The organism is Pseudomonas folii (genome assembly GCF_014357575.1).
GTDB lineage: Bacteria > Pseudomonadota > Gammaproteobacteria > Pseudomonadales > Pseudomonadaceae > Aquipseudomonas > Aquipseudomonas folii.
Window position 1 is genome coordinate 92074 of record NZ_JACONW010000001.1, and the last position, 23601, is coordinate 115674.

The 23601-nt window shown below is 53.1% G+C and carries 21 protein-coding genes; 18 read left to right on the forward strand and 3 right to left on the reverse strand.

Features of this window, described 5'->3' with window-relative positions:
* The first annotated feature begins 61 nt into the window (after positions 1–61).
* From H8S59_RS00470 to H8S59_RS00515, 10 genes are all read left to right on the forward strand, one after another.
* On the forward strand, positions 62–1246 hold the full coding sequence (locus tag H8S59_RS00470; protein WP_187520060.1) for a phage tail sheath subtilisin-like domain-containing protein: 1185 nt from the start codon (positions 62–64) through the stop codon (positions 1244–1246).
* 13 nt (positions 1247–1259) lie between these two features.
* Positions 1260–1763: a phage major tail tube protein gene (locus tag H8S59_RS00475; protein WP_187520061.1), complete on the forward strand. Its 504-nt coding sequence runs from the start codon at positions 1260–1262 to the stop codon at positions 1761–1763.
* 9 nt (positions 1764–1772) lie between these two features.
* Complete coding sequence (locus H8S59_RS00480) at positions 1773–2096, forward strand: phage tail assembly protein (RefSeq protein WP_187520062.1); 324 nt, start codon at positions 1773–1775, stop codon at positions 2094–2096.
* A gap of 150 nt (positions 2097–2246) precedes the next feature.
* Entirely contained in the window at positions 2247–4877 is a 2631-nt protein-coding gene (locus H8S59_RS00485; RefSeq protein ID WP_187520063.1) for a phage tail tape measure protein, read from the forward strand.
* A gap of 9 nt (positions 4878–4886) precedes the next feature.
* The gene (locus H8S59_RS00490; protein ID WP_187520064.1) at positions 4887–5732 is read left to right on the forward strand and encodes a phage tail protein; all 846 of its coding nucleotides are present in this window, start codon (positions 4887–4889) and stop codon (positions 5730–5732) included.
* Positions 5707–5913, forward strand: coding sequence for a tail protein X (locus tag H8S59_RS00495; RefSeq protein WP_027902188.1), 207 nt, complete (start codon positions 5707–5709; stop codon positions 5911–5913). The genes H8S59_RS00490 and H8S59_RS00495 overlap by 26 nt, the downstream gene beginning before the upstream one ends.
* 60 nt (positions 5914–5973) lie before the next feature.
* Positions 5974–7014, forward strand: a complete 1041-nt coding sequence (locus H8S59_RS00500; protein WP_187520065.1) for a phage late control D family protein — start codon at positions 5974–5976, stop codon at positions 7012–7014.
* A 58-nt stretch (positions 7015–7072) separates the two neighbouring features.
* Positions 7073–7510 (forward strand): cell wall hydrolase, encoded by a 438-nt coding sequence (locus H8S59_RS00505; protein WP_187520066.1) that lies wholly within the window; start codon positions 7073–7075, stop codon positions 7508–7510.
* A gap of 41 nt (positions 7511–7551) precedes the next feature.
* The gene (locus H8S59_RS27195) at positions 7552–8001 is read left to right on the forward strand and encodes a lysis system i-spanin subunit Rz (protein ID WP_425504536.1); all 450 of its coding nucleotides are present in this window, start codon (positions 7552–7554) and stop codon (positions 7999–8001) included.
* Positions 8002–8155: 154 nt separating this feature from the next.
* Positions 8156–8950 (forward strand): DNA adenine methylase, encoded by a 795-nt coding sequence (locus H8S59_RS00515; RefSeq protein ID WP_187520068.1) that lies wholly within the window; start codon positions 8156–8158, stop codon positions 8948–8950.
* Positions 8951–9845: 895 nt separating this feature from the next.
* On the opposite strand, the gene H8S59_RS00520 is transcribed toward H8S59_RS00515, so the two are convergent.
* Entirely contained in the window at positions 9846–10541 is a 696-nt protein-coding gene (locus H8S59_RS00520) for an SOS response-associated peptidase (RefSeq protein ID WP_187520089.1), read from the reverse strand.
* A gap of 99 nt (positions 10542–10640) precedes the next feature.
* Here H8S59_RS00520 and H8S59_RS00525 point away from each other — a divergent pair, with 99 nt between their 5' ends.
* From H8S59_RS00525 to H8S59_RS00535, 3 genes are all read left to right on the forward strand, one after another.
* The gene (locus tag H8S59_RS00525) at positions 10641–11078 is read left to right on the forward strand and encodes a LexA family protein (RefSeq protein ID WP_187520069.1); all 438 of its coding nucleotides are present in this window, start codon (positions 10641–10643) and stop codon (positions 11076–11078) included.
* Complete coding sequence (locus tag H8S59_RS00530) at positions 11059–12345, forward strand: Y-family DNA polymerase (RefSeq protein ID WP_187520070.1); 1287 nt, start codon at positions 11059–11061, stop codon at positions 12343–12345. The genes H8S59_RS00525 and H8S59_RS00530 overlap by 20 nt, the downstream gene beginning before the upstream one ends.
* Before the next feature lie 330 nt (positions 12346–12675).
* Complete coding sequence (locus H8S59_RS00535) at positions 12676–16623, forward strand: NACHT domain-containing protein (RefSeq protein WP_187520071.1); 3948 nt, start codon at positions 12676–12678, stop codon at positions 16621–16623.
* A gap of 433 nt (positions 16624–17056) precedes the next feature.
* On the opposite strand, the gene H8S59_RS00540 is transcribed toward H8S59_RS00535, so the two are convergent.
* Complete coding sequence (locus H8S59_RS00540; RefSeq protein ID WP_187520072.1) at positions 17057–19051, reverse strand: ATP-binding protein; 1995 nt, start codon at positions 19049–19051, stop codon at positions 17057–17059.
* A 311-nt stretch (positions 19052–19362) separates the two neighbouring features.
* Between H8S59_RS00540 and H8S59_RS00545 the strand changes: the two genes are divergently transcribed.
* From H8S59_RS00545 to dapF, 5 genes are all read left to right on the forward strand, one after another.
* Positions 19363–19653 (forward strand): hypothetical protein, encoded by a 291-nt coding sequence (locus H8S59_RS00545; protein WP_187520073.1) that lies wholly within the window; start codon positions 19363–19365, stop codon positions 19651–19653.
* Positions 19654–19655: 2 nt separating this feature from the next.
* Complete coding sequence (locus H8S59_RS00550) at positions 19656–19895, forward strand: hypothetical protein (RefSeq protein ID WP_187520074.1); 240 nt, start codon at positions 19656–19658, stop codon at positions 19893–19895.
* Positions 19896–19988: 93 nt separating this feature from the next.
* Entirely contained in the window at positions 19989–20261 is a 273-nt protein-coding gene (locus tag H8S59_RS00555) for a hypothetical protein (protein ID WP_187520075.1), read from the forward strand.
* Between the two features lie 1004 nt (positions 20262–21265).
* Complete coding sequence (locus tag H8S59_RS00560) at positions 21266–21595, forward strand: DHCW motif cupin fold protein (protein WP_187520090.1); 330 nt, start codon at positions 21266–21268, stop codon at positions 21593–21595.
* Between the two features lie 44 nt (positions 21596–21639).
* Positions 21640–22455, forward strand: a complete 816-nt coding sequence (gene dapF / locus H8S59_RS00565) for a diaminopimelate epimerase (RefSeq protein WP_187520076.1) — start codon at positions 21640–21642, stop codon at positions 22453–22455.
* A 109-nt stretch (positions 22456–22564) separates the two neighbouring features.
* On the opposite strand, the gene H8S59_RS00570 is transcribed toward dapF, so the two are convergent.
* Positions 22565–23467, reverse strand: coding sequence for a LysR substrate-binding domain-containing protein (locus H8S59_RS00570; protein ID WP_187520077.1), 903 nt, complete (start codon positions 23465–23467; stop codon positions 22565–22567).
* Positions 23468–23601 lie beyond the last annotated feature (134 nt).

Sequence of the window (23601 nt, forward strand, 5' to 3'; positions counted from 1 at the left end):
AATGCAGACATCACACACAACCCCGCCCAGCGGGGTTTTTTCGTTTCTGGAGAAAAGCTTTATGAGCCTGAGCGGTTTTTTTCACGGCGTCACGGTCACGAATCTGGACGTAGGAGCACGCACTATTTCGCTGCCGTCGAGTTCGATTATCGGACTGTGCGACACCTTCACCCCAGGGCCGCTGGCGGATGGAGTGCCTAGCGCTAACCCTAATGAACTGAAGCTGATCACTCGCGAAAGCGAGGCCATTGCGGCATGGGGCGCTGATGCTGCTATCACCAAGGCCTGCCAAGCGGTGTTTCTTCGTGCCAAGGCAGTGATCGTGGCGTGTGGCGTCACCCTGGGCACTGACGCGGCGGCACAAACCTCGGCCATCATCGGTGGGGTTCTGGCTAACGGTCAGCGTACCGGCCTGCAAGGTCTGCTGGATGGCAAGAGCAAGTTCAACGCCCAGCCACGTTTGCTGATCGCGCCCGGGCACTCCTCGACGTTGCCGGTAGCCACCGCCATGGACGGGCTGGCTGCGAAGCTGCGCGCCATTGCGATCATTGACGGTCCGAACACCACGGATGAAGCCGCTATTGCCTATGCCGAGAACTTCGGCAGCAAGCGGATTTTTCTCGTTGATCCGGGCGTTCAGTTCTGGGATACGACCAAAAACGCGACCGTCGACGCACCGGCCTCGGCGTACACCGCTGGCTTGTTTGCCTGGACCGACAGCGAGTTTGGATTCTGGGCGTCGCCGTCGAACAAAGAGTTCGTCGGTGTTACTGGCACCACGCGTCCGGTCGAGTTCCTGGACGGTGACGAGACCTGCCGGGCCAACCTGCTCAACGCGGCCAACATCACGACCATCATCCGTGACGACGGCTACCGCCTGTGGGGCAACCGTACCCAGTCCAGCGACTCGAAGTGGTCCTTTGTCACCCGTGTGCGGACCATGGATATCGTCATGGACGCGATCCTTTACGGGCACAAGTGGGCGGTGGATCGTCCGATTACCAAGACCTACGTGAAGGACGTGACGGAAGGCCTTCAGAACTTTATGCGCGACCTTAAAAACCAAGGCGCGATCATCAACTTTGAAGTCTATCCGGACCCTGAGCGCAACACGGCCAGCCAGATCGAGCAGGGCAAAGTGTTCTGGGTCATTCGCTTCACTGACGTGCCGCCTGCTGAAAACCCTAACTTCCTCGTGGAAGTCACCAACCAGTGGCTGACCGAAGTGCTCGACGCCAATTCCTAAGGGGGCCTGCACCATGATTCCTCAAACGCTTTTCAATACAAACATGTTCGTGGACGGCATCAACTTCTCCGGCGATGTGCCGGAGCTGTCTCTGCCCAAAGTGACAGTTAAAACCGAGGCCTATCGTGCTGGCGGCATGGATGCCGAGATTGATATGGATATGGGCCTGGAGAAGCTTGAATCCTCGTTCTCTACCAACGGCGTGCGTAAAGAAGCCATGAAGTTCTTCGGCCTGGCAGACGGCACCGCGTTCAATGCGTCGTTCCGTGGCTCTTTCAGGGGCCAGAAGGGTGCCTTTGTGGGTGTCACCGCAACCCTTCGCGGCATGCTCAAAGAGGTTGATCCGGGGAGCTGGAAGCCGGGCGATAAAGCCGAGTTCAAGTACAACATCGGCGTGTCGTACTACAAGCTCGAAATTGACGGCACGGTGATGTACGAGATCGATCCGGTTAACTCGGTGCGCGTGATCAATGGCGTCGACCAGCTTATCCAGATGCGCAACCAGCTGGGCCTGTAAGGGGATTACATGAACACTTCAGTCAATGCAAAAACCTACCCGAACGAGCTGCCTAAGTGGCTGGTTGTCACGGACTCCGGTGTGACCATCACCCTGTCCACGCCCAGTGAAATGAACGGCGTCAAGTCGGACAAGATCGTCATGCGCTCCCCGACTGTGCGTGAGGTGCGTGCTTGTCAGCAGGCGCACCCCAATGACGAGCTGGCCGTTGATGCAATGTTATTTGCCAGCCTTGCCTCCATTGGCGAAACCGACCTGATGGGCCTCACGCTAAAGGACTATGAGCGCGTGAAGTCCGGCTACTTTCGCATGGTCGAAGAGGACGACGTTTGACCCTTCACTGTTGCGGCTGATGGCAAAGCGTATGGCTAAGGAAACTGGGTTCTCCTTGGCCGAGATTGAAACGATGCCGTTTTTCGAAATGTGGTGGTGGCTCAGGGAATGAGCCGCTTTCCCCGTCGACGGTGATCAAGGGGCGACAGCATGGCGAAGGAATTAGCGCTTGGCCTGGTGATTGGTGGCGCAGTCAGCAAGTCTGTGGGAGCGGCGTTCAAGGACGTCGAGGGCCGCGTTAAACGTCTTGAATCGACGGCGGGCAAGGCCAGGGTTTTGCAATCCGTGATCGGTGAAACCAAGCGCCTGCAGGAAGAGTGGCGCAAGGCGCATTTGAGCGGATCTGCTACGGCCGAGGGGGTGCGGCGCAAACTCGACGCTAACCTTGAAAGCCTGAAACGACAGGGCGTTGAGGTCAGAAATCTTGGCAAAGCCTATGAGCAGGCCGGGCGGCAGGCGCGCAAAGCTGAACTCAAGTCGACCGGTCAGAGCCAGATGAAAGAGGGCGCTACCGGCTTGCGTAACACGGCGCTGGCCACCAGTGCGGCAGCGGCCACGATGATTGTGCCGACCAGGGTCAGCGCCGAGTTCGGGGCGGTGATTCGTGACATTGCGATCAAGGCAGGTGTAGCGGGTAAAGACGAAGAAAAAGAGATGGCCAAAACCATCATTGGCACTTCGCGGGATACCGGTCTGGCTCGCAACGAGGTTGCCGAAACGGTTAACGCCTTGGTCGGTGCCGGTATGGAGCTGAAGCAGGCCATGGCTTACGCGCCAGTGGCAGCCAAGTTCGTTGTAGGGCAGGGCGCTGGCGGTGCGGATACGGCCGCGATGATCAACGCCTTGGGCCAGAACGCCAAGATCAATGACCCCAAAGACATGCAAAAGGCCCTTGAGGCGATTGCGTTTCAGGGCCAAGCGGGCAGCTTTGAAGCGGCTGATATGGCGCGTTGGTTTCCGACGCTGCTGGCAGGCATGGGCAAGCTGGGCATTACCGGCAATGACGCGGTCGCGCAGCTCGGTGCAATGCTTCAGGTCCAGATGAAAACCGCCGGTAGTTCGGACGAGGCGGCCAACAACCTCAAGAACTGGATGGAGAAAATCGGTTCTGGCGATGTGGTGAAGGCCTACAAGGATGCGGGCATTGATTATCAGAAGTCGATGCGCGGCGGCATGCAAAACGGCATGTCGACGCTGGAGGCCAGTTTTGCCCTGGCGCAGAAATACGTCGAGGCGACCGATCCGAAGAAAGCGGCTGAAATGGCTAAAGCCATGGCGAAGATCAGCAAGGAAGCTGACCCGACTAAAGCCAAGGCTATGATGAATGCATTCGAAGAGTCGATGCGTACCGGCGACCTGTTTGCGGACATGCAGGTTAAGGCAGCATTGACGGCCTACATGCAGAACAAGGATCTGTATCAGAAGCTTAAAAAGGACTCCGGCAACGCCTCGGGGATCTTGGACAAGAACCTGGACGAGCGGCGCGACGGATCTGCACAGATGTGGAAAGAGACCGGGCAGGCCATGGACGATGCCTTGCGCAGCGCTGGGGATGCTATTCGGCCGCTGACTGACACGCTGTCTACCGGTTTGACGGCTATCGCCAAGGGCGTTGCCGCTGTCAGCGATAAATCCCCCGCGCTGGTCACGGGTTTGCTGGGGGCGGGCGCTGCCATTGCAGGCATAAGCGCGGCCTACAACAGTTTCAAGATTGTTAAAGGCCTTATGAACATTGGGCGCGGCTCGATGATGGGTAATCCCAACGTCGTGCAGAAAGTGGCGGTGGTCAGTGGCCTCGGTGGTCTGGGCGGTGGTGGTCCGGATCTGGGCGGGGGGAGTGAAAAGACCAAGACCAAGGGTAAGCGTGGGTGGCGTCGGCGCGGTGCAGGCGTTACCGCCCCGGCCGCGAGTGATCCTGCTCCCAAGCCGCGCATGCGGGTGTATGCCGGTGGCGGCCCTGCGGACGCCCCCAAGTCGCTCAGTGGCTGGAAGCCTCCGACGTCCGTGCCAAAGGCAAACGTTCCAGCTGTAGCGTCCATGGTCCCGTCTTCGTCCGGCCTCGGTGTTTTGCGGGGGGGGATCGGCAAGGGCAGCATTCCTGCGGCTTTGTTTGATGGGCTGATTGACGCCAAGGACGTGTACGACAACGCCAAAACCAAGGACGAAAAAGCCGAGGGTTATGGCGAGGCCGGCGGCGGGTTCGTCGGTACGTTGGCCGGGGCTGCCGCCGGTGCGGCTATCGGGTCTGTTGTGCCGATCATTGGTACAGCTATCGGCGCGATGATCGGTGGTGCCCTGGGCAGTATGGGTGGCAAAGCATTGGGCGGTTCTGTCAGCAAGTCTTTGTTTGGTGGTCCGGAGGCGGTGGCCAGCAACACGGCACCGATAACGCCGCTGCTGATGAAAGACCGGCCGGGGCCTGCGGTGCCCAGTCTGGCAAGCATGGGCAGTTCATTCGGTCCAAACGGGCCGCTCGTTACGCGTAACTCGTCGTCGGCAATGCCGGGTCTTGCGGATGTGTCGAGCGCGCTCAAGGCTGCCGACACTAAAACGCCGGTCGCGACGCTGGCCGCTGCTGCTAAAGCGGCTCCGGAGAAGCCAGCGGCTCCGAAGATCGATCAGAAAATCACGTTATCACCGACGTTCAGCATCACTGTGCAGGGTGACGCTAAAGATCCGGCCGCGCTGTTGAATCAGATGATGCCTGAAATTGAGCGACGCCTGGCTACGACTGCGCAGCAGGTTGCGCGTCGCGATATGAGCGATCAGCCGGTGTTCTAAGGAGGTGGTATGACGTACTTGGAAAGCGCTCAGTCGGGTTTCAAATCGATGGTCAAAGCGGGTGAAGCTGGCCGCAAGAGCATGGATGGCATGCTTGGGCCTATCAATAGCGCTATAGGTGACATGACCGGCGCAGCGGATGAGCTTGAGGGTATTCCCTTTGTCGGGCCTGCCATTGGCGCAAAGCTGAAACGCATTACCGGGGCCGTGAGCATGGCGCAGGCCAAGATCGGGCAGGCGGCCGCGATGTACGGCAAGGCAACCCGGGCAGCGGCTGCGCTGCAAGAGCGGGTGGGTGCCTTGGGCGAGCAGACGGCGCGATTCAAAAGCGCGGTCAACTCGGTGGCGGCCAAGATCAATCCGGACGGCGCGCCGCCGTTCTCGACAGCCGATATCGCGCCCAATGGCACGCCCGCGCCGGAGGCGGTGAAGCCGTTTCCTCATCTGCTTATCATGCAGCCACTAACGCCTAATACGCCGCCGTACTTCTTCAACCTCGACACGGCCGCCTTTGATGAGTTGAGCCGTACCACGGCGTTCCGCTGGGCCAGTCAGGAGCGTCTGACGCGACGTCCGGCGCAGCAGGCGGTGGGTATGGGGGAAGAGAAAATCACCATCAAGGGGGCCATCTTCCCGGGCTTCAAGGGCGGTTTGAAACAGCTCAACACCCTGCGCAGCATCGGGCAGAAGCTTCAGCCGCTCATGCTGACCACGGGTTATGGCGAAGTCCTGGGCAATTGGTGCCTTGTGAACCTCAACGAAGAACAGAGCGCGATGCTGCAAGGCGGCATCCCGCGCAAGCAGGCCTTTACGCTGGAGTTTGTGCGCTATGGCGACGACATGCAGAACGTCTGATGGTGATGTCCTGGACGTCATTTGTCAGCACTACTACGGGCATTTGATTGGCACGGTTGAGAAAGTGCTGGACGCCAATCAGGGCCTTTCGGATGAGCCTCAACCGTTTCGGGCCGGGTTGATTATCACGCTGCCTGACATCGAGGTGAGCACCGACACGGCCGTCACCCTCTGGGACTGACGCTAATCCGCAACGCCAACCCCCCGCCCTGTGCGGGGTTTTTCATTTCTGGAGTTTGCCTTGAAGCCTGTCTACAAGATCGTCGCTAACGGTGTCGACATCACCGCACTGATCAATGACCGCATGTTGATGGTGCGAACGATCGACAAGCCCGGAGCCAGTGCTGACGACTTTGAGCTGCGCCTCGATGACCGGGACGGGGCCATTAATCTGCCTAAACGCGGCGGGAAAACGGAGGTGTACTTGGGCTATGAGGGGCAGAAACTGGCACTGATCGGCCGCTATACCGTGGACGAAATCGAGGTGTCTGGCCCGCCTGACACCATCGTTGTGCGCAGCAAGTCCAGCGACACGCGCAGCAGCGCCAAGACCACACGCAGCGGTAGCTGGGAGGGCGTCAGCCTTGCCAAGATTGTGGCCGATATCGCGGCACGTAACGGCTGGAAACCTAAATGTAACGTGCAGACGCTTGTCGAGCGAGCCGACCAGTTGAGCGAGTCGGATCTGAACTTCATCACGCGCCTGGCCAAGCAATACGACTGCACGGCCAAGGTCGCTGACGGCAAGTTGATCGTACTGCCGCGTCAGGGCGGCGTAAGTTCCAGCGGCAAAAGTTTGGGTGTGGTTGTGATCAACCGTAGCGATGTCAGTCGGTGGCAATTCCGCCTCGGTGACGACAACGTTAAGTCGGCGGTCAAGGCGTCATACGCGGACAAGAAAGGCCAGTTGGTGACGGTCAAGCTCGACAATGAGGACAGTACGGACGGCCTGCCGCCCATCCATACCGACCGACACATACACCCCAACAAGAGCGCAGCCGAGGCCGCCGCCAAGGCACGTCTGGCGGGGTTCAACCGATCCACGGCCGGGGTCCGGCTGGAAATGGCGGGTCGGACAGATCTGGTCGCCGAGCGCGAGATCGATGCCCGCGGCTTCAAGGTCGGTTTGGATGGCAGCTACCTGGTCGATTCGGTCGAGCAGGTGTTTACGCAGTCGGGCTGGACCACAACTGTCGAGTGCAACGGTGGCAAAAAGGGCAAGGCCAACGCCAAGGGCAAAAAGAAGAAAACCGACAAAGCGCTAAAGGTTGTCGCGCTGTAACGAGTAAGCACATCACCCACGCCGTCCTATGGACGGTTTTTTTTCGTCTGGAGAAACCATGATTATCAGTGATAAGGATCGAGACATCCTCGCGCGCACGCTTTGGGGGGAGGCTCGTGGGGAAGGGTTAGCGGGGCAGATTGCCGTGGCCTGGTCCATTCGCAACCGCGTGGAGCTGGATTTGCACAACGATAGCAAACCGGATTGGTGGGGGGAGGGCTATACCGGCGTGTGCCAGAAGGCCTGGCAGTTCAGTTGCTGGAACAAGAACGATCCGAACTACCCATTTTTGAGCGGGGCAGTGCCGATCCCACCGGCTCAATTCGCTCAGGCCCGCCAAGCTGCAGCAATCGTCATTGATGGCAAGCAGCCCGATCCCACTGGCGGCGCAACACACTATTACTCAACCACGATGCCAAAAGCTCCGGACTGGGCGGCCATCGCCAAGCGAACGCTAAAACTCGGCCGTCACATCTTTTTCCGTGATGTGCCGTGACGGCCGTCCTTAAACTGGTTCCCGCTTGGGTGTGGGTTCTGGTGGCGTTGCTGGTAAGTGTTGCCTATCTGGCCCTTCGCCTTGAAACCGAGAAGGCAATCCGCGATGCGGTCACGCTTGATCGTGATGCCGAGCGGGAAAAGGCAAAGCAGCTCACCGCTGCCAATGAATCGCGAAAGAAAACCCAGAAGCTGCTGCTTGATCTCGACACGCAGCACACTCAGGAACAGGCCAAAGCCGATGAAAAGAATAAGCCCCTGCTTGCTGCTGTCGCTACTGGCGCTCAGCGGGTGTACGTCAAAGCCAGTTGTCCCGCTGTGCGAACCGCCCCAAGCCCCACCGGCCAGCCTGATGAAGAGGGTAGAGCCGAACTTGACCCAGCGGTTGCAGAAAGAATTCTCCATACCGGAACAGACGGCGACGACGCCATCCGGCAACTGAGCGCACTGCAGCAGTACGTCAGAACGGTTTGTCTCGGACAGGCCGAGTAATCAAAAGGAGCGATCAGCCCGGATGCGTCAACATCCGGACTGAACGCCGAACCCGCAGCCCTTTTCCTGCAAGTCCAGCCAAGACTCCCGCTTCGTGCACAAAGCGGAGCGGAGTCTAGCAACTGTTTATCCATACAGTAAAGGTTTGCAATTAATGTCCACACCTATCGTTCCATGGATGGGCGGCAAACGTCGCCTGGCCGACCGCCTCATTCCTCTTTTCCCGCCTCATGAATGCTATGTTGAAGTGTTCGCCGGAGGTGCGGCCCTCTATTTCATGCGTCCCCAGGCGGCTCCCGTTGAGGTTTTGAACGACATCAACGGCGACCTGGTGTCCTTGTACCGTGTTGTCCAAAATCACCTTGAAGAGTTTGTCCGCCAGTTCAAATGGGCGCTCAGTTCGCGCCAGGTCTTTGAATGGCAGAAGATGACCCGTCCGGAAACACTCACTGATATCCAGCGTGCCGCCCGATTCTTCTACCTGCAGCACCACGCTTTTGCAGGAAAGATTTCTGGTCAGACGTTTGGCACTGCGACTACTGCTCCGGCAATCAATCTGCTCCGGATCGAAGAAAACCTGTCTGCAGCGTGGCAACGGTTGTCCGGCACCTACGTTGAAAACCTGCCCTGGCTGGAATGTGCTGAACGCTATGACCGTCCCCACACCTTCCATTACATGGATCCGCCTTACTGGCAAACCACCGGCTATGGCGTCGACTTCCCCTTTGAAAACTACGAGCGAATGGCCGACTTCATGCGGCGTTGCAAAGGCAAGGTGATGGTCAGCATCAACGATCATCCGGACATTCGGCGGGTGTTCGATGGATTCCATTTTGAAACCCTGGACATTCGCTATACGACTACTAACCAGCGGCAAGGCGCGGCGGGGCTATCTGGTGAGCTGGTGATCATGAACTGGGAACCATCGGCTCTAGGCGGCCTATTCTGAGGGTGGCGGCAGGATCATGAAATCCTGCCTACCTCCTTTACGTCAGTAGAATTTGCAGCAGCTTGACGACTTCTATCAAAAGCATGACTAGCAGCTCTTTGAGCATGGCGCGACACCCATGGTTCTGGTTGCCTGAGTCTTGGTCCCGGCAGCGTCTTATGCTAACGTCTCCTTGCTGAGTTAAGACGAAAAGCTAAACGCCGAAGGCTTAAACGTCCTCAGGATTTACGTTTATGCGCTTTCGCAAATAAGGTGGGAGGGCTCGAACCCTTCCACCTTTTCATTAAAGCTGACTGCGTTCTTACAAAATCATTCGCGCACAGCGCACCCGTTAAGGTCGTTGGGTTGTAGTTGCGGCGAAGATTTAAGTCACCTTAATAAACTCCTATTCCGCCGTCAATATTTTTTCCAACTAGCTTTTTTGGATTGCACAATCCAATTTCTTTGCGGTCGCGTTGCATCCCTCCCATATGGCTACATTAATTCGTGTTCCCTAATAAATGGTGAGTACGATCCAAATTACTTGGCCGAATCAAGGCCGCAGGGTACGGCTCCTTGGCATGCCCAGTATTCCGTTAATTCGTTATTTCGTTATTCCTTCAAGAGGATAAAGCATCAAGGGGATAAAGCGTCAAAGGGATAAAGGGAAAAGTGGATTGAGTTTTCGCAGGCTTATGATGGTATAAACTTTCAAATTTATAAATTATGACTCTATAACTACATAAGTAAGTGCTAAATAGAGAGCAAGCCGCAACGTGAGGGCCGTCTCCAAATGGAAGCGGTTCAGCACATACTCAGGCAAAGTGCGTTAGACGCTAGCAATTGAATCGTTAATAGGCTTGAATGGATTTGGTCATCTACCCACTCAACAGCACAAATTTTAGCGGCTAAAATCTTACTGATGCTTGTGAGGTGTTATTAGATCCGGTCCCTGATTTCGAACATTCCCTACTGCGCGGCCAACCGGGTACCACTCGAAATCCTCGACGGGGCGGCAGCATTCCATCGCAATCAACGCAGCGCGTTCGGGCGTCAAGTCCGGCTCAAGCCATTCATTCGCATGGTCCGGTGTGAGCACAAGCGGCCGTCGGTCGTGGATGTCGACCATGCCCTGATCGCTGGCGGCTGTGATAATCACAAAACCATCTTCCGCGCTTGGCTCCATACTTGGCGTCACCTGAGCCAGCCCGCCATAAAACATTGGAGCCTGGCTTTTCAGCCGGATGAAGTAGGGCTGCTTCTTCTTCGGGTCGTCAGGATCCTTGACCCATTCAAACCACCCATTGGCTGGCACAAGTACACGGCCATTCGGCCAGAGCTGTTTGAAGAACTTCCCCGTCGTCACCGTCTCGACTCTTGCATTGATCGGGTCAGGCCTTTTCCCCTTCGCCCAGAACGGCGACCATCCCCAGCGGACCTTGTCCACGCTTAGACCTTCTTCTACACCTCGAATAATCTCCACGCGAGTGCTCGGCGCGACGTTGTAGCGCTCAAGGGGCCATTCGTCGTAGCCGTTGATCACGATCTGCTTTGATCCCAGCTCTTTCAGGTAATGGGCCATGGGTTCGTAGATCGAGTAGCGTCCGCACATGGTGTCACCCGTCGAAATGTTCTCTATATGAGATTGACCGCGCGCGGACGAAATCGTTAACTGTATATTCATACAGTTACTCACCCGAAGGCTAGCGTCATGAATGTCATAATCCTCGGCCCGCTGATGGAGGGCGGCATCAAGCTCCCCCTGTATTCATTCAAAATCCCGGCCGGGTTCCCGTCCCCGGCCGCGGATCATATTGAAAAACATCTCTCGCTGGACGAGACGTGCAACGTCCGTGCGCCGCACGTGTACTTGGCGCGGATTGAGGGTGACAGCATGCAGGGCGCGGGGATGTTCTGTGGCGATTTGATTGTGGTGGACCGCTCAAAAACTGCCAGGCACGGCCACATTGTCGTCGCGGCAGTGAACGGTGAGCCGGTGTGCAAGCGGCTGCACAAGTCGGGTAACGACATTATTTTAATGTCCGAAAACAAGAGATATCCGCCGCGTTACATACTGGAAGGCGACGAGCTGGCCATCTGGGGTGTTGTCACAAACAGCGTGCGCGATCATGACCTCCTCCCAGCATAAGCCGGTTTTTGCGCTTATCGACTGCAACAGCTTTTACGCAAGCTGCGAGCGGGTGTTCAGGCCGGACTTGGCGAAGACCCCTATTGTCGTGCTGAGCAACAATGATGGTTGCGTCATTGCACGCAGCTACGATGCCAAGCCGTTCGTGAAGATGGGCGCGCCTTATTTTCAGATAAAAGACGTATTACGCCAGCACGGCGTTAAGGCATTCAGTAGCAACTACGCGCTGTATGGCGACATGAGTGAAAGGGTCATGACGGTTATTGAATCGATGGTGCCTGCCGTCGAGGTCTACAGCATTGACGAAGCATTTGCTGATCTCACAGGCATGCCAGGCGACCTGACGGCTTTTGGTCGAACGATCCGCGCCGCGGTGCATCAATCAACCGGCATTCCGGTCGGCGTAGGTATAGGCCCCACCAAAACCCTTGCTAAGCTGGCCAACCACACAGCCAAACGGTTGCAGTCCAATACGGGTGGGGTAGTGGATATCTGCGACCCGTTCAAGCGCGACTGGGTGCTGCGCAACACGGCCGTCTCAGCAGTGTGGGGTGTCGGTCGCAAGATGAAGGCTCACCTGGAAGCAATGAACATCCTGACCGCGATGGACTTGGCCAGGGCCGATCCGACAATGCTCGGAAAGAAATTCAGCGTGGTGATCGAGAAGACCGCTCGCGAACTATCCGGAATCAGCTGCCTGGAGCTGGGCGAGGAAGAGCCACCCAAGCAGGAAATCTGCTCAAGCCGGATGTTCGGCAAGCGCCTGACAACCATCGAGCCTATAAAAGAGGCAGTGGCCACCTACGTTCACCGCGCAGCCGAGAAGCTCCGGGCGCAGAACTCGCTGTGCAAGAAGATCAGAGTCAGCATTCGCACTGGAATGTTTAACCCCGATGAAGCGAAGTATGCCAACGGCGCATTGGTTGAGCTGCCTTATCCTACGAACGACGTCCGCCTGATGACGAAGGCTGCCACAGAGGCAGTCAATCGTTTATTCCGGCCTGGATTCAAATACAGCAAAGCCGAAGTTTTGCTTATGGATCTGCGACAGCCCAGCGAATTCACCGGTGATCTCTTTGCACCGTACCAGACAATAAATGCAGAAAAGGTAATGGACGTTCTAGACGAAATAAACCTGAAGTGGGGGCGCGGGACGCTACGCACGGCAAACGTACCCTTTGATCCAGACTGGGGAATGCGGCGGGAAATGATGAGTCAGAGCTTTACGACCAGACTTGATCAGCTCTGGGTAGTTAAGTGCAATTGACACGCACATTTTTTGGCTGTGTCGTATCAGCAGAGGCTTGCCTGAAACAGGGCCAAAGCGACTGCTCACCAAGAACATACGTTAGGCATTACAGAACGCAGTGATTCATGCGAAACACCGGCCTGCATAAGTGCTTGGGATTTGAAGGCGCCTGCTGCTGGAGGAGGGCTGACGAAGTCTGCAGCCTGGAACAGCAAATACAAATGCTGGTGATATTGCTTTCATCTTGTCGGGGTGATATAGGCATGTGACGGCTTGATAATGGGAATAATTGTAAAGCTTGAATGTGAGCTAAAGGGTGCACCCGGATTATCTTAGGTAGGTAGCGTAATGGATTATGATTTTTCGAGGTTATCAACGCGGTCCTTTGAACAGTTGGTTCAGGCAATATCGCTAGCTAGTTTAGGAAGCGGGGTTAATATTTTTGGAGATGGTCCTGATGGAGCAAGGGAGGCGACGTTTGAGGGCGCTGTAGCATTTCCGAACGCTACTAATCACTGGAATGGATATGGGGTCATTCAGGCAAAGTTTCGTCAAAAACCCGGCATCAAGGATGCAGATTGGGCGCTGGCAGAGCTAAGTGCTGATCTGGAAAAGTTTTTAGATGAAAATCGAAATCTGCGAAAGCCAGAGTACTATATTTTTGCTACTAACGTTATCTTAACTCCAGTTTCGAGTGTTGGAGGGAAGGATAAAGTAAACGCATTACTAGAGAGCTATAAAAAAAAGATTGGTATTAAAGACTTTAGAGTTTGGGATCGAGATCAAATATGTTCGTACCTAGACTTGTATGAAGGTATTAGGAAGTCATATTCTGCTTGGATTACATCCGGCGATGTGCTTTCTGCAGTGCTCGATAACATGCGCCCTGTACGTGCAGATTTTAAAAGCCTAATGCTTAACTTTGTGCGCAAAGAATTGACGTCTCAGCAATACGTTAATTTAGGCCAGGCCGGCAGCAGTGCGGATGATAAAATTCCGCTTGCATGCGTATTTGTTGATGTTCCGATTAAAGGTGGAAGAGTTCCAAGGAAGGAAGGGATTGTGGCGAGTAAGAAGGATGTCGCGGCCGCGGCATCTAGTGAAATGAACGAGTTAACTAGCTACAGTGCAGTAAAAAATCTACTCCACATCTCAGGGCTCCGTCTCGATACGGCATCTGTTCCACCCAATGTCCACGGCCGTGGTGATTACATACACCAAATCCCGGGTCGAGTAGTGTTTATCGGAGGGCCGGGACAAGGGAAAAGTACGCTCACGCAATTTTTTTGCCAGATGCATCGCGCCGCATTGCTCTCACAGTACAACTTAGAGCCGATGACCCCTGAAGTCAGAAACGCTTTCGGTCTGATTATTGAGCAGTGTAAAGTTGAGGGTTTGTCGTCACCCTCTGTCCCAAGGTTTCCCATTAGGATTGAGCTGAATAGGTTTGCGTCGGATTTGGCGAAAGGGGCGGCGTCCTCTTTGTTTAATTATATATTGGAGATGATTAAACGTCGTTGTGATAGAGAACTTGTAGCGGATGACTTGAGGGGGTGGTTAGGGGCATATCCTTGGCTGGTAGCTCTTGATGGTTTAGATGAAGTGCCTGCATCATCTAATCGATCAGAGGTTTTACAGAAAATTAATGATTTTTTAATCGACTCGCAGGAGTGCAACTCTGATCTGATGGTTGTAGCGACAAGCCGGCCTCAGGGGTATAATGATGACTTTGCAGAAAAATATTACTGCCATCTAGTGTTATCTCCTTTAACACCAGAAAATGCATTGCATTATGCTGATCGTTTGATCTCGCGCAGATGGGGAGATGATCACGATAAGATATCAACATTTAATCGTAGAATGAGCAGGGCTAGTGAGGAGGAATCAACTGCTAGGTTAATGAGAAGTCCGCTGCAAGTTACGATTATGACTTTGCTTGTAGAAAGTCTAGGTGAACCGCCTAAAGAGCGTTGGCGGTTGTTTAATGAGTATTATCAAGTGATCAATCGCCGCGAAAAAGAGCGAGATATTCCAGCTGCGAAGTTACTGAGTACTTATCAAGCTGATATTGATGTCATACACCAAGAAGTGGGAAGAGTACTTCAACAAAAATCGGAGTATGGCGGGAGTACCGATGCGTTGCTAAGTACGGAGGAATTTTCATCTATTATTGATTTCAGACTTCAGTCAGAAGAACATCCAGATCAAGAGCGAAACAGGCTTCGGCTCGAGATCTTGAATGCAGCACTTGAGCGGCTGGTTTTTTTAGTTGCGCCGCAAGAAGGCCGTGTTGGATTTGAAATTCGATCACTGCAGGAGTTTATGGCTGCACAATCTTTAATGAATGGTCCAGATAGAGATGTGGTAGCAAGACTGCAAGCTGTTGCACACGCATCTCATTGGCGGAATGTATTCTTGTTTGCCGCAGGAAGATGCTTCTATGATAAGCAGCACCTGAGAAGTTATATCCTTAGCATATGCATGGAATTGAATGAGGATGTACAGGGTGGAGCAGGGAGTAAGCTTTCAAGTTTATTGCTAGTAGGAAGTCAGTTGGCGCTAGATATACTCGAAGATGGCGCTATATCTAACCAGCCAGGGCAGCGACGGTATTTTCTCAGACTGGCTATGAGGGTTTTAGAACTTCCTCCTCACGAATGTCAAGAACGATTGGCGGCACTCTACGATCCTGTATTGAAAAATGTATATGAAGAGTCACTTTTGCACTTGCTTCAGGACTCTTCTCAGTTGAGGTATTATGGCGCTTGGCATGTAATTTTGGTGCTTGTAGCGCAGAAGATTGAGTGGGCTTGTGCAGCCGCAGATAAATTCTGGCCAATGAACCCAGAGAGTGCGTTAGGCATCTTAAGGTCCATAAAGAGCACAGCAGGAAGCGAGTTCTTAATGCAAAAGGCCGGTTTTTTATTCATTAGTACCGTTCCTTCCAAGGTGCTGCCGGGTGATCTGCAAGTTTTGAGTGAAATTGCCAGAAATGCAGGAATTCCAATACCTGCCTGGGCGAATTTTTTGTTTAAAGCTAATGGGTCAAGATCTGATAGATTGGAAGTTAATGTCCATGGGGTATCTCAAAGCTTTAGGTTTTTGATTGATAACGGCGCCGTTGAACTCACATCATTACCCGATTCTAAAAGCGCACACCCCTTATGGCTTTGGGTGTTTGATGCATGCGGTGTAATGCTGGATTGCTCAGAGTTACAATTGGCAAGATTGTTTTCTGATCTTAAAAAGATTTCTCCTGCGTTTGAGGTTTCTCAATTAGGAAGTTGGCTATGGATAGTGCCGTGGCCCGTTGCTATGTGTCTAAAAAATTTGGATGATATTAGAACTCTAGATTTTTACTGTGCCAAAGCTGCAAGTGGTGAGCTTGGGAATTTGGATGTTTGGAAACAGGCCAAAATGAGGTGGAATGATTTTGGAATATCCGATAAAGATTTCAATTATATGCCCAATGAGGGGCTCCCTTATGACGCTAGAATAAATTCCATTGGCTTTCCTTACGCTGCAGCAGGCGCCTCCATACTTCATTCTCGAGACGTTGTGAGCACAGAAATATTCAATTTGATGCAGTGTGTCAATAGGTTGGATGCGAAGCGAGAGCTCGCAAACAAATATCTATTTGCTTTAAGCTGCCAAGGTGTGGCCCCTTTAGTGTCGGGCAGTCTTGAACTTGATAGTTTAAGTCAGATTGTGGAGTGGTCAAACACAAAATGGCTTCACATGTCGTTTCTAAAGGTGTTACCGCTAGAATATATTAAAGGCCCAGAGATGATTCGTGTATTAGATAGTATGTCGGGAAGGGCTTATGAGATAATTGAGGGCCTTGATGAGGAAGTATATGAGGCGGTAGAGAGCTTTGTTTTTAGTAATAGCGATAGTTTTGAAGGCCTGAAATTGCTTGCAGCCTGCTGCTTAAGAGGTTTTAGACCAACGTCTACGTCAGACTGGATAACTCCAGACAGGTATAATAGTTCGTTGAGTAAAGCCTACGCTTCCATCGTCCTGATTGCAGGGAGAAGGCTAGCGAAATCTAACGCGCTCACAACAGCTCAAAGTATAGCGGAGGTAATCAATTCTCCGTTCTTTACTGCTGAGTTAAACGTGATAGGAGAGTTGGTAGCAATTTTACCGGTTGAAGAGTCCTCCCGTGAAGCTAAGGAAGTTTTCCTTTCACATTTGCAGGAAAGTTTTAAAGTGGAAAATTTAGAATTTAAATGTGTTGTTTTTGATTCGATGCAGGAGCTGCAGCGTAGTCATCTTAGTTCTCCTTTTTGTTAAAGTTTAACTATAGTTTATTGAATTGAGTATTTGCGTGTTTGTACAGCCAGGGTTTAGACAGTGTGATATAGCTCTTTTCTAAGCAGGTTGGGCAAGCGCAATGCTCAAGCATGGATTTACGCTTGGACCTGCGTCAGTCCTTTAATTTATTTGTGCCCTGAGTCGGAGTGAAACTGGCAGGTCCGAATGGCTGAAATTCGTTCTCTGCGTTTTGGGCTGGGCTGAAGGTACGTATCGAGCTCCAGAGCGACTGATTACAAGGAAGATGCTTTTAACTTTTAAATCAACAGGCTAGAGATTTTTTTGTTACGTGCCGGCATCGTCATGCCCAAGCGTAGCGTAGGGGGCGTCGATGTTATTACGTGGTCCCAAGAGGCACCGCCGGAGTGAGTCAGGCGCCACGGTAGTCACGGTTAGCCTCCGGCGGCGGGATTTATAAGTCTAGTATTGCGTCTAGCTTGTTAAAGTAGAGTCTCAGCTGAGTGAACTCGTCCTTAGTCAAATTCTTCGCATGTGCGTCAGGGCGACCAAATTGATTGATCTCCTCAAGCATCATTATGAATTTCGTCTTATCAGTCTCAAGACTTTTTTCAAAAGATCCCCACTCCCTTTTGATTAAATTTATTAACTCCAGAAAGAAGAGCGGGGATTTATCGCGGTCAAGTAACTGGTTAATTTGAATTCCTGTTAAGGAGCCTCTCCTGTTTTCTGGAACTGCTGCTACAACAGTTGAAGCAGCTTTGTTGGCGCCTAATGATATCTTTAAAACATTGCGAGCTAAAGTCCTTAGGGATTTCTCTAATGAGTTTCTGCGGGAAGACACCTCTTGTACCATATCCTCATTGGATAAGTTTACCACTTCATTTCGATGCTTCTTCTTGAGGAGGTCAGCGATGGCCTCCAGATTGAATGCGTAACCATTATCGCCTTTTTGTATTAGGCCGTAACCAATCAAGTGGCGAGTTAAACTTGTATTGTCAAAAGCGAAGCTTTCAAAGCTATCTCTATCATCTTGCGCTAGGAAGCGAAGCATCTCGTACTCATCAGGGTACCATTCACTCAGTACTTGTAGCATCATGTCCAGGTATTCTTTTGAGTGTAGCTGAAATTCCTCTTTTGCTTTGTTGTAAATAACCTTGTTTATTGTTATGGGACGGTTCATGCCCGCCACTTTATGAATGCTACTGCACATTTGTCGAATTAAGAATGGATGTCCTCCGAAGTCATCCGTAAGTTTTGCAGCTATTAGGTCGTCAAATCTAAGGCCCATATATTCTCCAAGCCGGGCTACCATCTGTTTAACTTGTTCTACGGAAAATGATGGTACATATTGGCTTGGAATTGACGCGTATATCGGGTTGTCATGACCAACAACGGAGGCCGCCTCTACACAACTCGGGTTAGTACCCACCAGCATGTAGGAAAACACTTGTGGGTTTTTTTGGTAAAAACCTCGTAATGTCTGCCAAAAGTATATGAAATCTGTACCGCTCCTCCAATGTTCGGAAGACGCAGTGCCGGGTGAGATTCGCTCAATTTCATCGAAAATAAAAAGCATGCTGCAAGGCTTTTTTGATTCAAAGACTTTTATCATGTCATTTTCAAAGCTATCTGCAGCGTCCTTTTCACTGTAGCGATCTTGGGTAGTTATCTTGATTTTCGTTGATTTGGCTTTGGCATATAGATTTACCAGTTTTTCTAAAAGCTCGTTCCATCTGCAAAGATGAATTGAAGGGCTTTCACAGTCCAGCATTAAGGCCTGCTCGCCAATGGAAGTGAGTTTGCGCTCAATAGCATATACGATAGAGGTTTTGCCGCTCTTGCGTAACCCGAATAAACTTGTGTGCTCGCCAGATTGATATCGGCTTATTAATTCGGTGATTAAGTTTGATCGTCCGAAAAAGTATGTGTCTTTCTTAAGTGGAGAAAGAAATGCAAATAGATCTCTGGAATAAAAGTGTTTTCTGAACTTATTTTCTAGTACCTCGATACAATTTGAGTTAATTAGTTCTTGATAGGTTGCCGGGATTACTATGGAGTGTTCGGGATCAGCTTTAAGAAGGCGCTCAACTTTCTCTTCTACGACGCTAGCGCGACTGATCAGTATCCCGCAAACTGTTTCCGTTCTCATCTTTGGTAGAAGCTGTAAAACTTTATCAAATATATCAAAGCAACGAGGCTCAAAAAACTCATAGCTACTGAAAACGCAGATGATCTCTCGCTCAATATTGAACATTTCTGATGTTCGCTGGCTTGGCTTCATTAAGAAGTAAGAGTAGCGAGATTGCGCAACTTTGATCTCTTGGCCTGAATTGGTCAGATACCAGTCCTTCGAAAGATTCTCTAAAATTTTGCGCTCATCATGTGAGTAATTAGACATCAAGAATTGCTTGTGAATCCCTGGATTTGTTATAGATTTGTCCAGCATGAAATTATCCTTTTTCTATGCCCAGGCAATCGACCTGTACGATTGAGGGATTCTACTCAATAGTTACGTGTATTTGCTATGGGCGGGCGTCTGCCAATCGTCGATGTCAGCGTTTCGGCCTCATGCCGCATAGACTTGGTCCTGAAGCCCCATTGGGGACCTTTCATAACGGGACATTCGTTAAATCGACCCCCACAGCAAAGCCCACCCCGGTGGGCTTTTTTGTGCCCGCTGGACACCAGAACCCCCGATTCTGGACTACCATTTTCGCTGCTCGTGGTCAGAGCGTGACCAGGTTCAAGGAGGACACCGTGTCGCTACCCATCACCGCCCGGCAACTGAATGCCCTGCGCGCACTGAAACGCACCGATCCCGATCTTGGGGAGCTGGCCACTGCAGTCGCGCTGGCGTTCGACGCCTCGACCATCGACAATCCTGAACTGGCCCGGTTGATTCTGGAGAAGACCTGCCGCCGCATCGCCGCCGGTGAGCCAGGCAGTCACGAAGCCATGATCCTGCACCTGGAGCGCTTTGGTCAGTTGAACTGCCTGTCGCCTGCGCAGGTCACTGATTTTACCGACCGGATCAGGAAGCTCGCTTAATCATGCCTCAAGGGATTCACGAAGATGCGCTGCGCGCCATGCTTGAAGGCGGCGCGGTGCGCGATGTGCTGGTGAGTCGCAAAGACGACAAGTGGACGTTGGCAATCCGTTTGGGCGGCGCAGGCAGTCGCTGGTTACCGGTGCGTTCGCGTCGAGAAGCATTGCGTACCTGGGCCAGCCTGACGGCGGTGGGGCGCTTTGCCGAGTCGGCGGGGATTCGCGCTTTCCAGGTGGAAGTGTGAGGCGCTGAACGGTCATCCAACGGCCAAGGCGTGGCCTACGCTTTAGCATGGGTGATGTGAGGATGTGCCCAATTCCCTGGATGGAGGTGTGGTATGACTGAAGATACGGTGTTTGCTCGCTGCGTGACGCTCGATGGCAGTGAGCTGCTTCATGAACGGCAGATCGGCTGGGCCGGGCGCTGGAGTTTGATGGGGGATTTCGTGTTGTGTACCCAGTGTCTGGCCGCGCAGTCTATTGGCCTGGCGCAAGAACCCTTTGAACATGCGCCCGACTGTGTGGCCAGCCAGTACGGACGACATCCCTGGCATGAACTGGCTGACCTGCTCAGTGAGATCCCGTCGTTATCAGGGCAACCCCTGCACTGACTGTTGTTGGCTGGTTCGCCCGTCGAGTTCGAGTAATTCGGCGGGCTAGGTCTGCGAGGCGTTCACTATCTGCAGGCTGAGGTCTTAGACATCCATCAGCGCTTCCAGTCGCTTCGATGGAACTTTATCTATGCTGTATTAGCTCGCAACTACACTCGCCCGCTGTCTGGCGAACATTGGTAATTATGAATTGGGGGACCGGAAGCTTTGGGCAGATTTTTTAAAGGGGGTAAAGAGCACTCAGTCAAGCTGGCGGTAAGCAGTGCACTAGAAGATTTGGGCCAAAAGCTGGGCCAATGATTCGGGTTTTTGCAGGGGCAGTCAGGGGTTAAGCGTCTCCCTGCCACCGGTTTTACTGGGCCGAATCCCTGCGTGACACTGGATTGATGGTATAAAAATATGTCGCGGAGGCTGGGCTCCTTGGACCGCTTCGGCATTTGAAACAGGCACAGAGGCGGGGTTAGTGGTACAAAAGTGGTACGGAGAATGACGGCCTTTAGTGTAGGGCCCGTACATCAAGGTCTGAGCTAAGGATCTGTCCAGTCCATCATGGGTGCAACGCTGAAGCGGCGGGAGGGTTCAGGGGATGTAGTGCGAATATTGTTGAGAGCTTCGGGCGACATGGTGTTCAACGTATCTGTACCAATTCTGGGCAGTGTCAGTCAGCGCTGATCACGGCGATGAAGGGTGGAGTTTACCAGAGTAGGAGAGGCAGAACCGGCGGCGTCACAAATGAAGCAACTCGCCATTGATGATGAGTTTCAGCTGGATACGGCTGCCATGCTAAGTCGTTAGTGCTTCAAGAGGGCGCTTTCATGTTTCAGTACGACTCCGCCTTGTTGTAATGCTGTCTGGAGGGGGGCCGTATTGCGCGGCAGCCTATTTACGGCGCTTGCCGCAGTCACTGAAGCGCTCTGTATCCCGCGACTACAAGCAATCTGTATCTGTCAGCCATTCCTTCAGGCTGATACGGTTTGCATCCCTCTTGTCTGGAACCGGCCATGATTGAACTCACTGCTTTCCCGTTCGGCACAACCGACTGGTCGACAATCGAACCCGTAGAACATGCCGGTGAAACCGGTACTGCTTATTGGCGCACCTGTGAGTTTGGTTCGGTGCGCGTTCGTATGGTGGAATACAGCCCCGGATATCTGGCTGATCACTGGTGTTGGAGAGGCCATATCTTGCTGTGCCTGGAGGGTGAGTTGCATACCGAACTGGAAGATGGTCGGCAATTCATCCTCACTGCCGGTATGAGCTACCAGGTGAGTAATGACGCCGAGGGGCATCGGTCATTTACCACTACCGGTGCCAAGTTGTTTGTGGTGGACTGAAGCGCTTTAAACATCATCTCCACGTCTTGTCGCAGGGTCCAGTGATGCCGCTTGGTTTTCATAAAATGCATGCCAATGGCGATGACTTCGTCATCGTAGACACGCGAAACGCCGCCAACCTGTTCACCAGTAACATCGCCCGTCGATTGGGCGACCGGAATCGAGGGCTCGGTTTCAATCAGCTCGCGGTGCTGCTTGATTGTGATGATGCCGCGGCGCGCTTGATATTCTGGAATGCGGACGGCTCTCCCCTGGATGCGTGCGGGAGCGCCACTCGGGGTGTTGCGGATCTTTTGATGCGCGAAGCGGGCGTCACGTCTGTAACGTTAAGGACCAATCGCGGCTTGTTGGCGTGCGAGCGAACGTCGACCGGCGATATCGCGGTGGACATGGGCAAACCGCTGTTTGGTTGGGCAGATATTCCGCTGGCCTTGGAGTTGGACTCAGCTGTTCTGCCAGTGGCTGGTCGTCCGACGGCCTGCAGCATGGGCAATCCGCACTGCACTTATTTTGTCGATGATCTGGCCGATGTTGATATTGCGAAAATCGGTCCGGCCCTTGAAACCAATGACTTGTTTCCGCTCAAGACGAACGTGCATTTCGTCCAGATTATGAGCCGCAAGCATATCCGGTTGCGTATCTGGGAGCGGGGCGGTGGTATTCCCCTCGGCTCGGGCTCCTGCGCGTGTGGCGCGGCCGTTAACGGAATACGTCGTGGCCTGCTGGACAATACAGTCGAGGTTGAATGCGATGGCGGGACCGTGACAGTTCGATGGGATGGAATGGGGCCAGTATTTTTGATCGGCTCGGTGGAGAGCGTTGCATCGGGATTAATCGCCGACCGCTTGTTGGATTTGTAGTCTGAGACATGTTCACTTGTAGAAGCTGCCGAAGGCTGCGATGGCGGTAAATGCTTCGCAGCCTTCGGCAGCTCCTGCAATAAATGCATTCAACTCATAGACTGTGTTTTTACTTGTCAGGAAACGGCAACGACAGCAGCCAGGTGCTGAACGCGTTCAACGACGGCAGGTGCTGATAGCGGGTCGCATAGACAAGATAGTAACTGCGGCCGCTGTCCATGGCGTCAAACAGCGCAACCAGTTCGCCGCTCTTGAGCTCATCCTGCACGAGAATCTCAGGCACCAGCCCGATCCCGATGCCCGCCGATACCGCCTGAATCAGATGCGCGGTGAGTTCGAAGCTCGGGCCGGATCTCATGTTTCGGTGGTCGACATCATGGCTGTCAAACCAGTCAGACCACGCGTTGGGTCTGGACACTACGTTGAGCAGTGCATGCTCGGCAACGTTCGCAGGCGTCATTAGCCGAAACCCGGGTAGTGCAGCCGGGCTGGCGACCACCACAAGTTTTTCGCTGAGCAGCTTATGCGAAATATAGCCGGGCCATTCCCCCGAACCTACACAGATGATTGCGTCCATGTCGTGAGTCGTGGGCTGGGTTTCCGCCTGAACAATCCTGGAGTGGATGTGCACCAGTATTCCAGGGTGTTTGGCATAGAACTCATGCATGCGCGGCAGCAGCCACTTTGAGCCCAACGTAGGCAGCACCGCCAGATTCAAAGGACCGCCGTCATTCTTGTATGAAATGGTTTGCAGGGTCGCGCTACGAATGCGGCCTAGCGCAGCAGCCAATTCATGCTGATACAGCGCGCCTGCGGCGGTCAGTTCGATCTTGCGCCCGTCTCGCCTGAACAGCTCGACTTCAAGTTGGGCCTCCAGCGTCTGCACCTGTCGACTGACCGCGCTCTGGGTCAGCGTCAGCTCTTCTGCGGCTTTGGTGAAACTGCCATGTCGAGCTGCAGCTTCGAAAGCAATCAGCAGCGACATTGATGGGGTCAGTCTTCTGGGGTTCATTCATAAAGCTCATGCAAAATCAGCAGGAATTACGCTTGTGACAAAAGCTGAGAGGCGTAAAAATTAACAAAAAATAGAATCTGATGCTCTGTGCCGTCAAGCCGAGCATACGCAACGTGAATGCATAGATTAGC

Coding starts and splice junctions, on each gene's coding strand:
- H8S59_RS00470 (WP_187520060.1), top strand. CDS start 62: ATGAGCCTGAGCGGTTTTTTTCACGGCGTCACGGTCACGAATCTGGAC.
- H8S59_RS00475 (WP_187520061.1), top strand. CDS start 1,260: ATGATTCCTCAAACGCTTTTCAATACAAACATGTTCGTGGACGGCATC.
- H8S59_RS00480 (WP_187520062.1), top strand. CDS start 1,773: ATGAACACTTCAGTCAATGCAAAAACCTACCCGAACGAGCTGCCTAAG.
- H8S59_RS00485 (WP_187520063.1), top strand. CDS start 2,247: ATGGCGAAGGAATTAGCGCTTGGCCTGGTGATTGGTGGCGCAGTCAGC.
- H8S59_RS00490 (WP_187520064.1), top strand. CDS start 4,887: ATGACGTACTTGGAAAGCGCTCAGTCGGGTTTCAAATCGATGGTCAAA.
- H8S59_RS00495 (WP_027902188.1), top strand. CDS start 5,707: ATGGCGACGACATGCAGAACGTCTGATGGTGATGTCCTGGACGTCATT.
- H8S59_RS00505 (WP_187520066.1), top strand. CDS start 7,073: ATGATTATCAGTGATAAGGATCGAGACATCCTCGCGCGCACGCTTTGG.
- H8S59_RS00515 (WP_187520068.1), top strand. CDS start 8,156: ATGTCCACACCTATCGTTCCATGGATGGGCGGCAAACGTCGCCTGGCC.
- H8S59_RS00520 (WP_187520089.1), bottom strand. CDS start 10,541: ATGTGCGGACGCTACTCGATCTACGAACCCATGGCCCATTACCTGAAA.
- H8S59_RS00525 (WP_187520069.1), top strand. CDS start 10,641: ATGAATGTCATAATCCTCGGCCCGCTGATGGAGGGCGGCATCAAGCTC.
- H8S59_RS00530 (WP_187520070.1), top strand. CDS start 11,059: ATGACCTCCTCCCAGCATAAGCCGGTTTTTGCGCTTATCGACTGCAAC.
- H8S59_RS00535 (WP_187520071.1), top strand. CDS start 12,676: ATGGATTATGATTTTTCGAGGTTATCAACGCGGTCCTTTGAACAGTTG.
- H8S59_RS00540 (WP_187520072.1), bottom strand. CDS start 19,051: ATGCTGGACAAATCTATAACAAATCCAGGGATTCACAAGCAATTCTTG.
- H8S59_RS00550 (WP_187520074.1), top strand. CDS start 19,656: ATGCCTCAAGGGATTCACGAAGATGCGCTGCGCGCCATGCTTGAAGGC.
- H8S59_RS00555 (WP_187520075.1), top strand. CDS start 19,989: ATGACTGAAGATACGGTGTTTGCTCGCTGCGTGACGCTCGATGGCAGT.
- dapF (WP_187520076.1), top strand. CDS start 21,640: ATGCCGCTTGGTTTTCATAAAATGCATGCCAATGGCGATGACTTCGTC.
- H8S59_RS00570 (WP_187520077.1), bottom strand. CDS start 23,467: ATGAACCCCAGAAGACTGACCCCATCAATGTCGCTGCTGATTGCTTTC.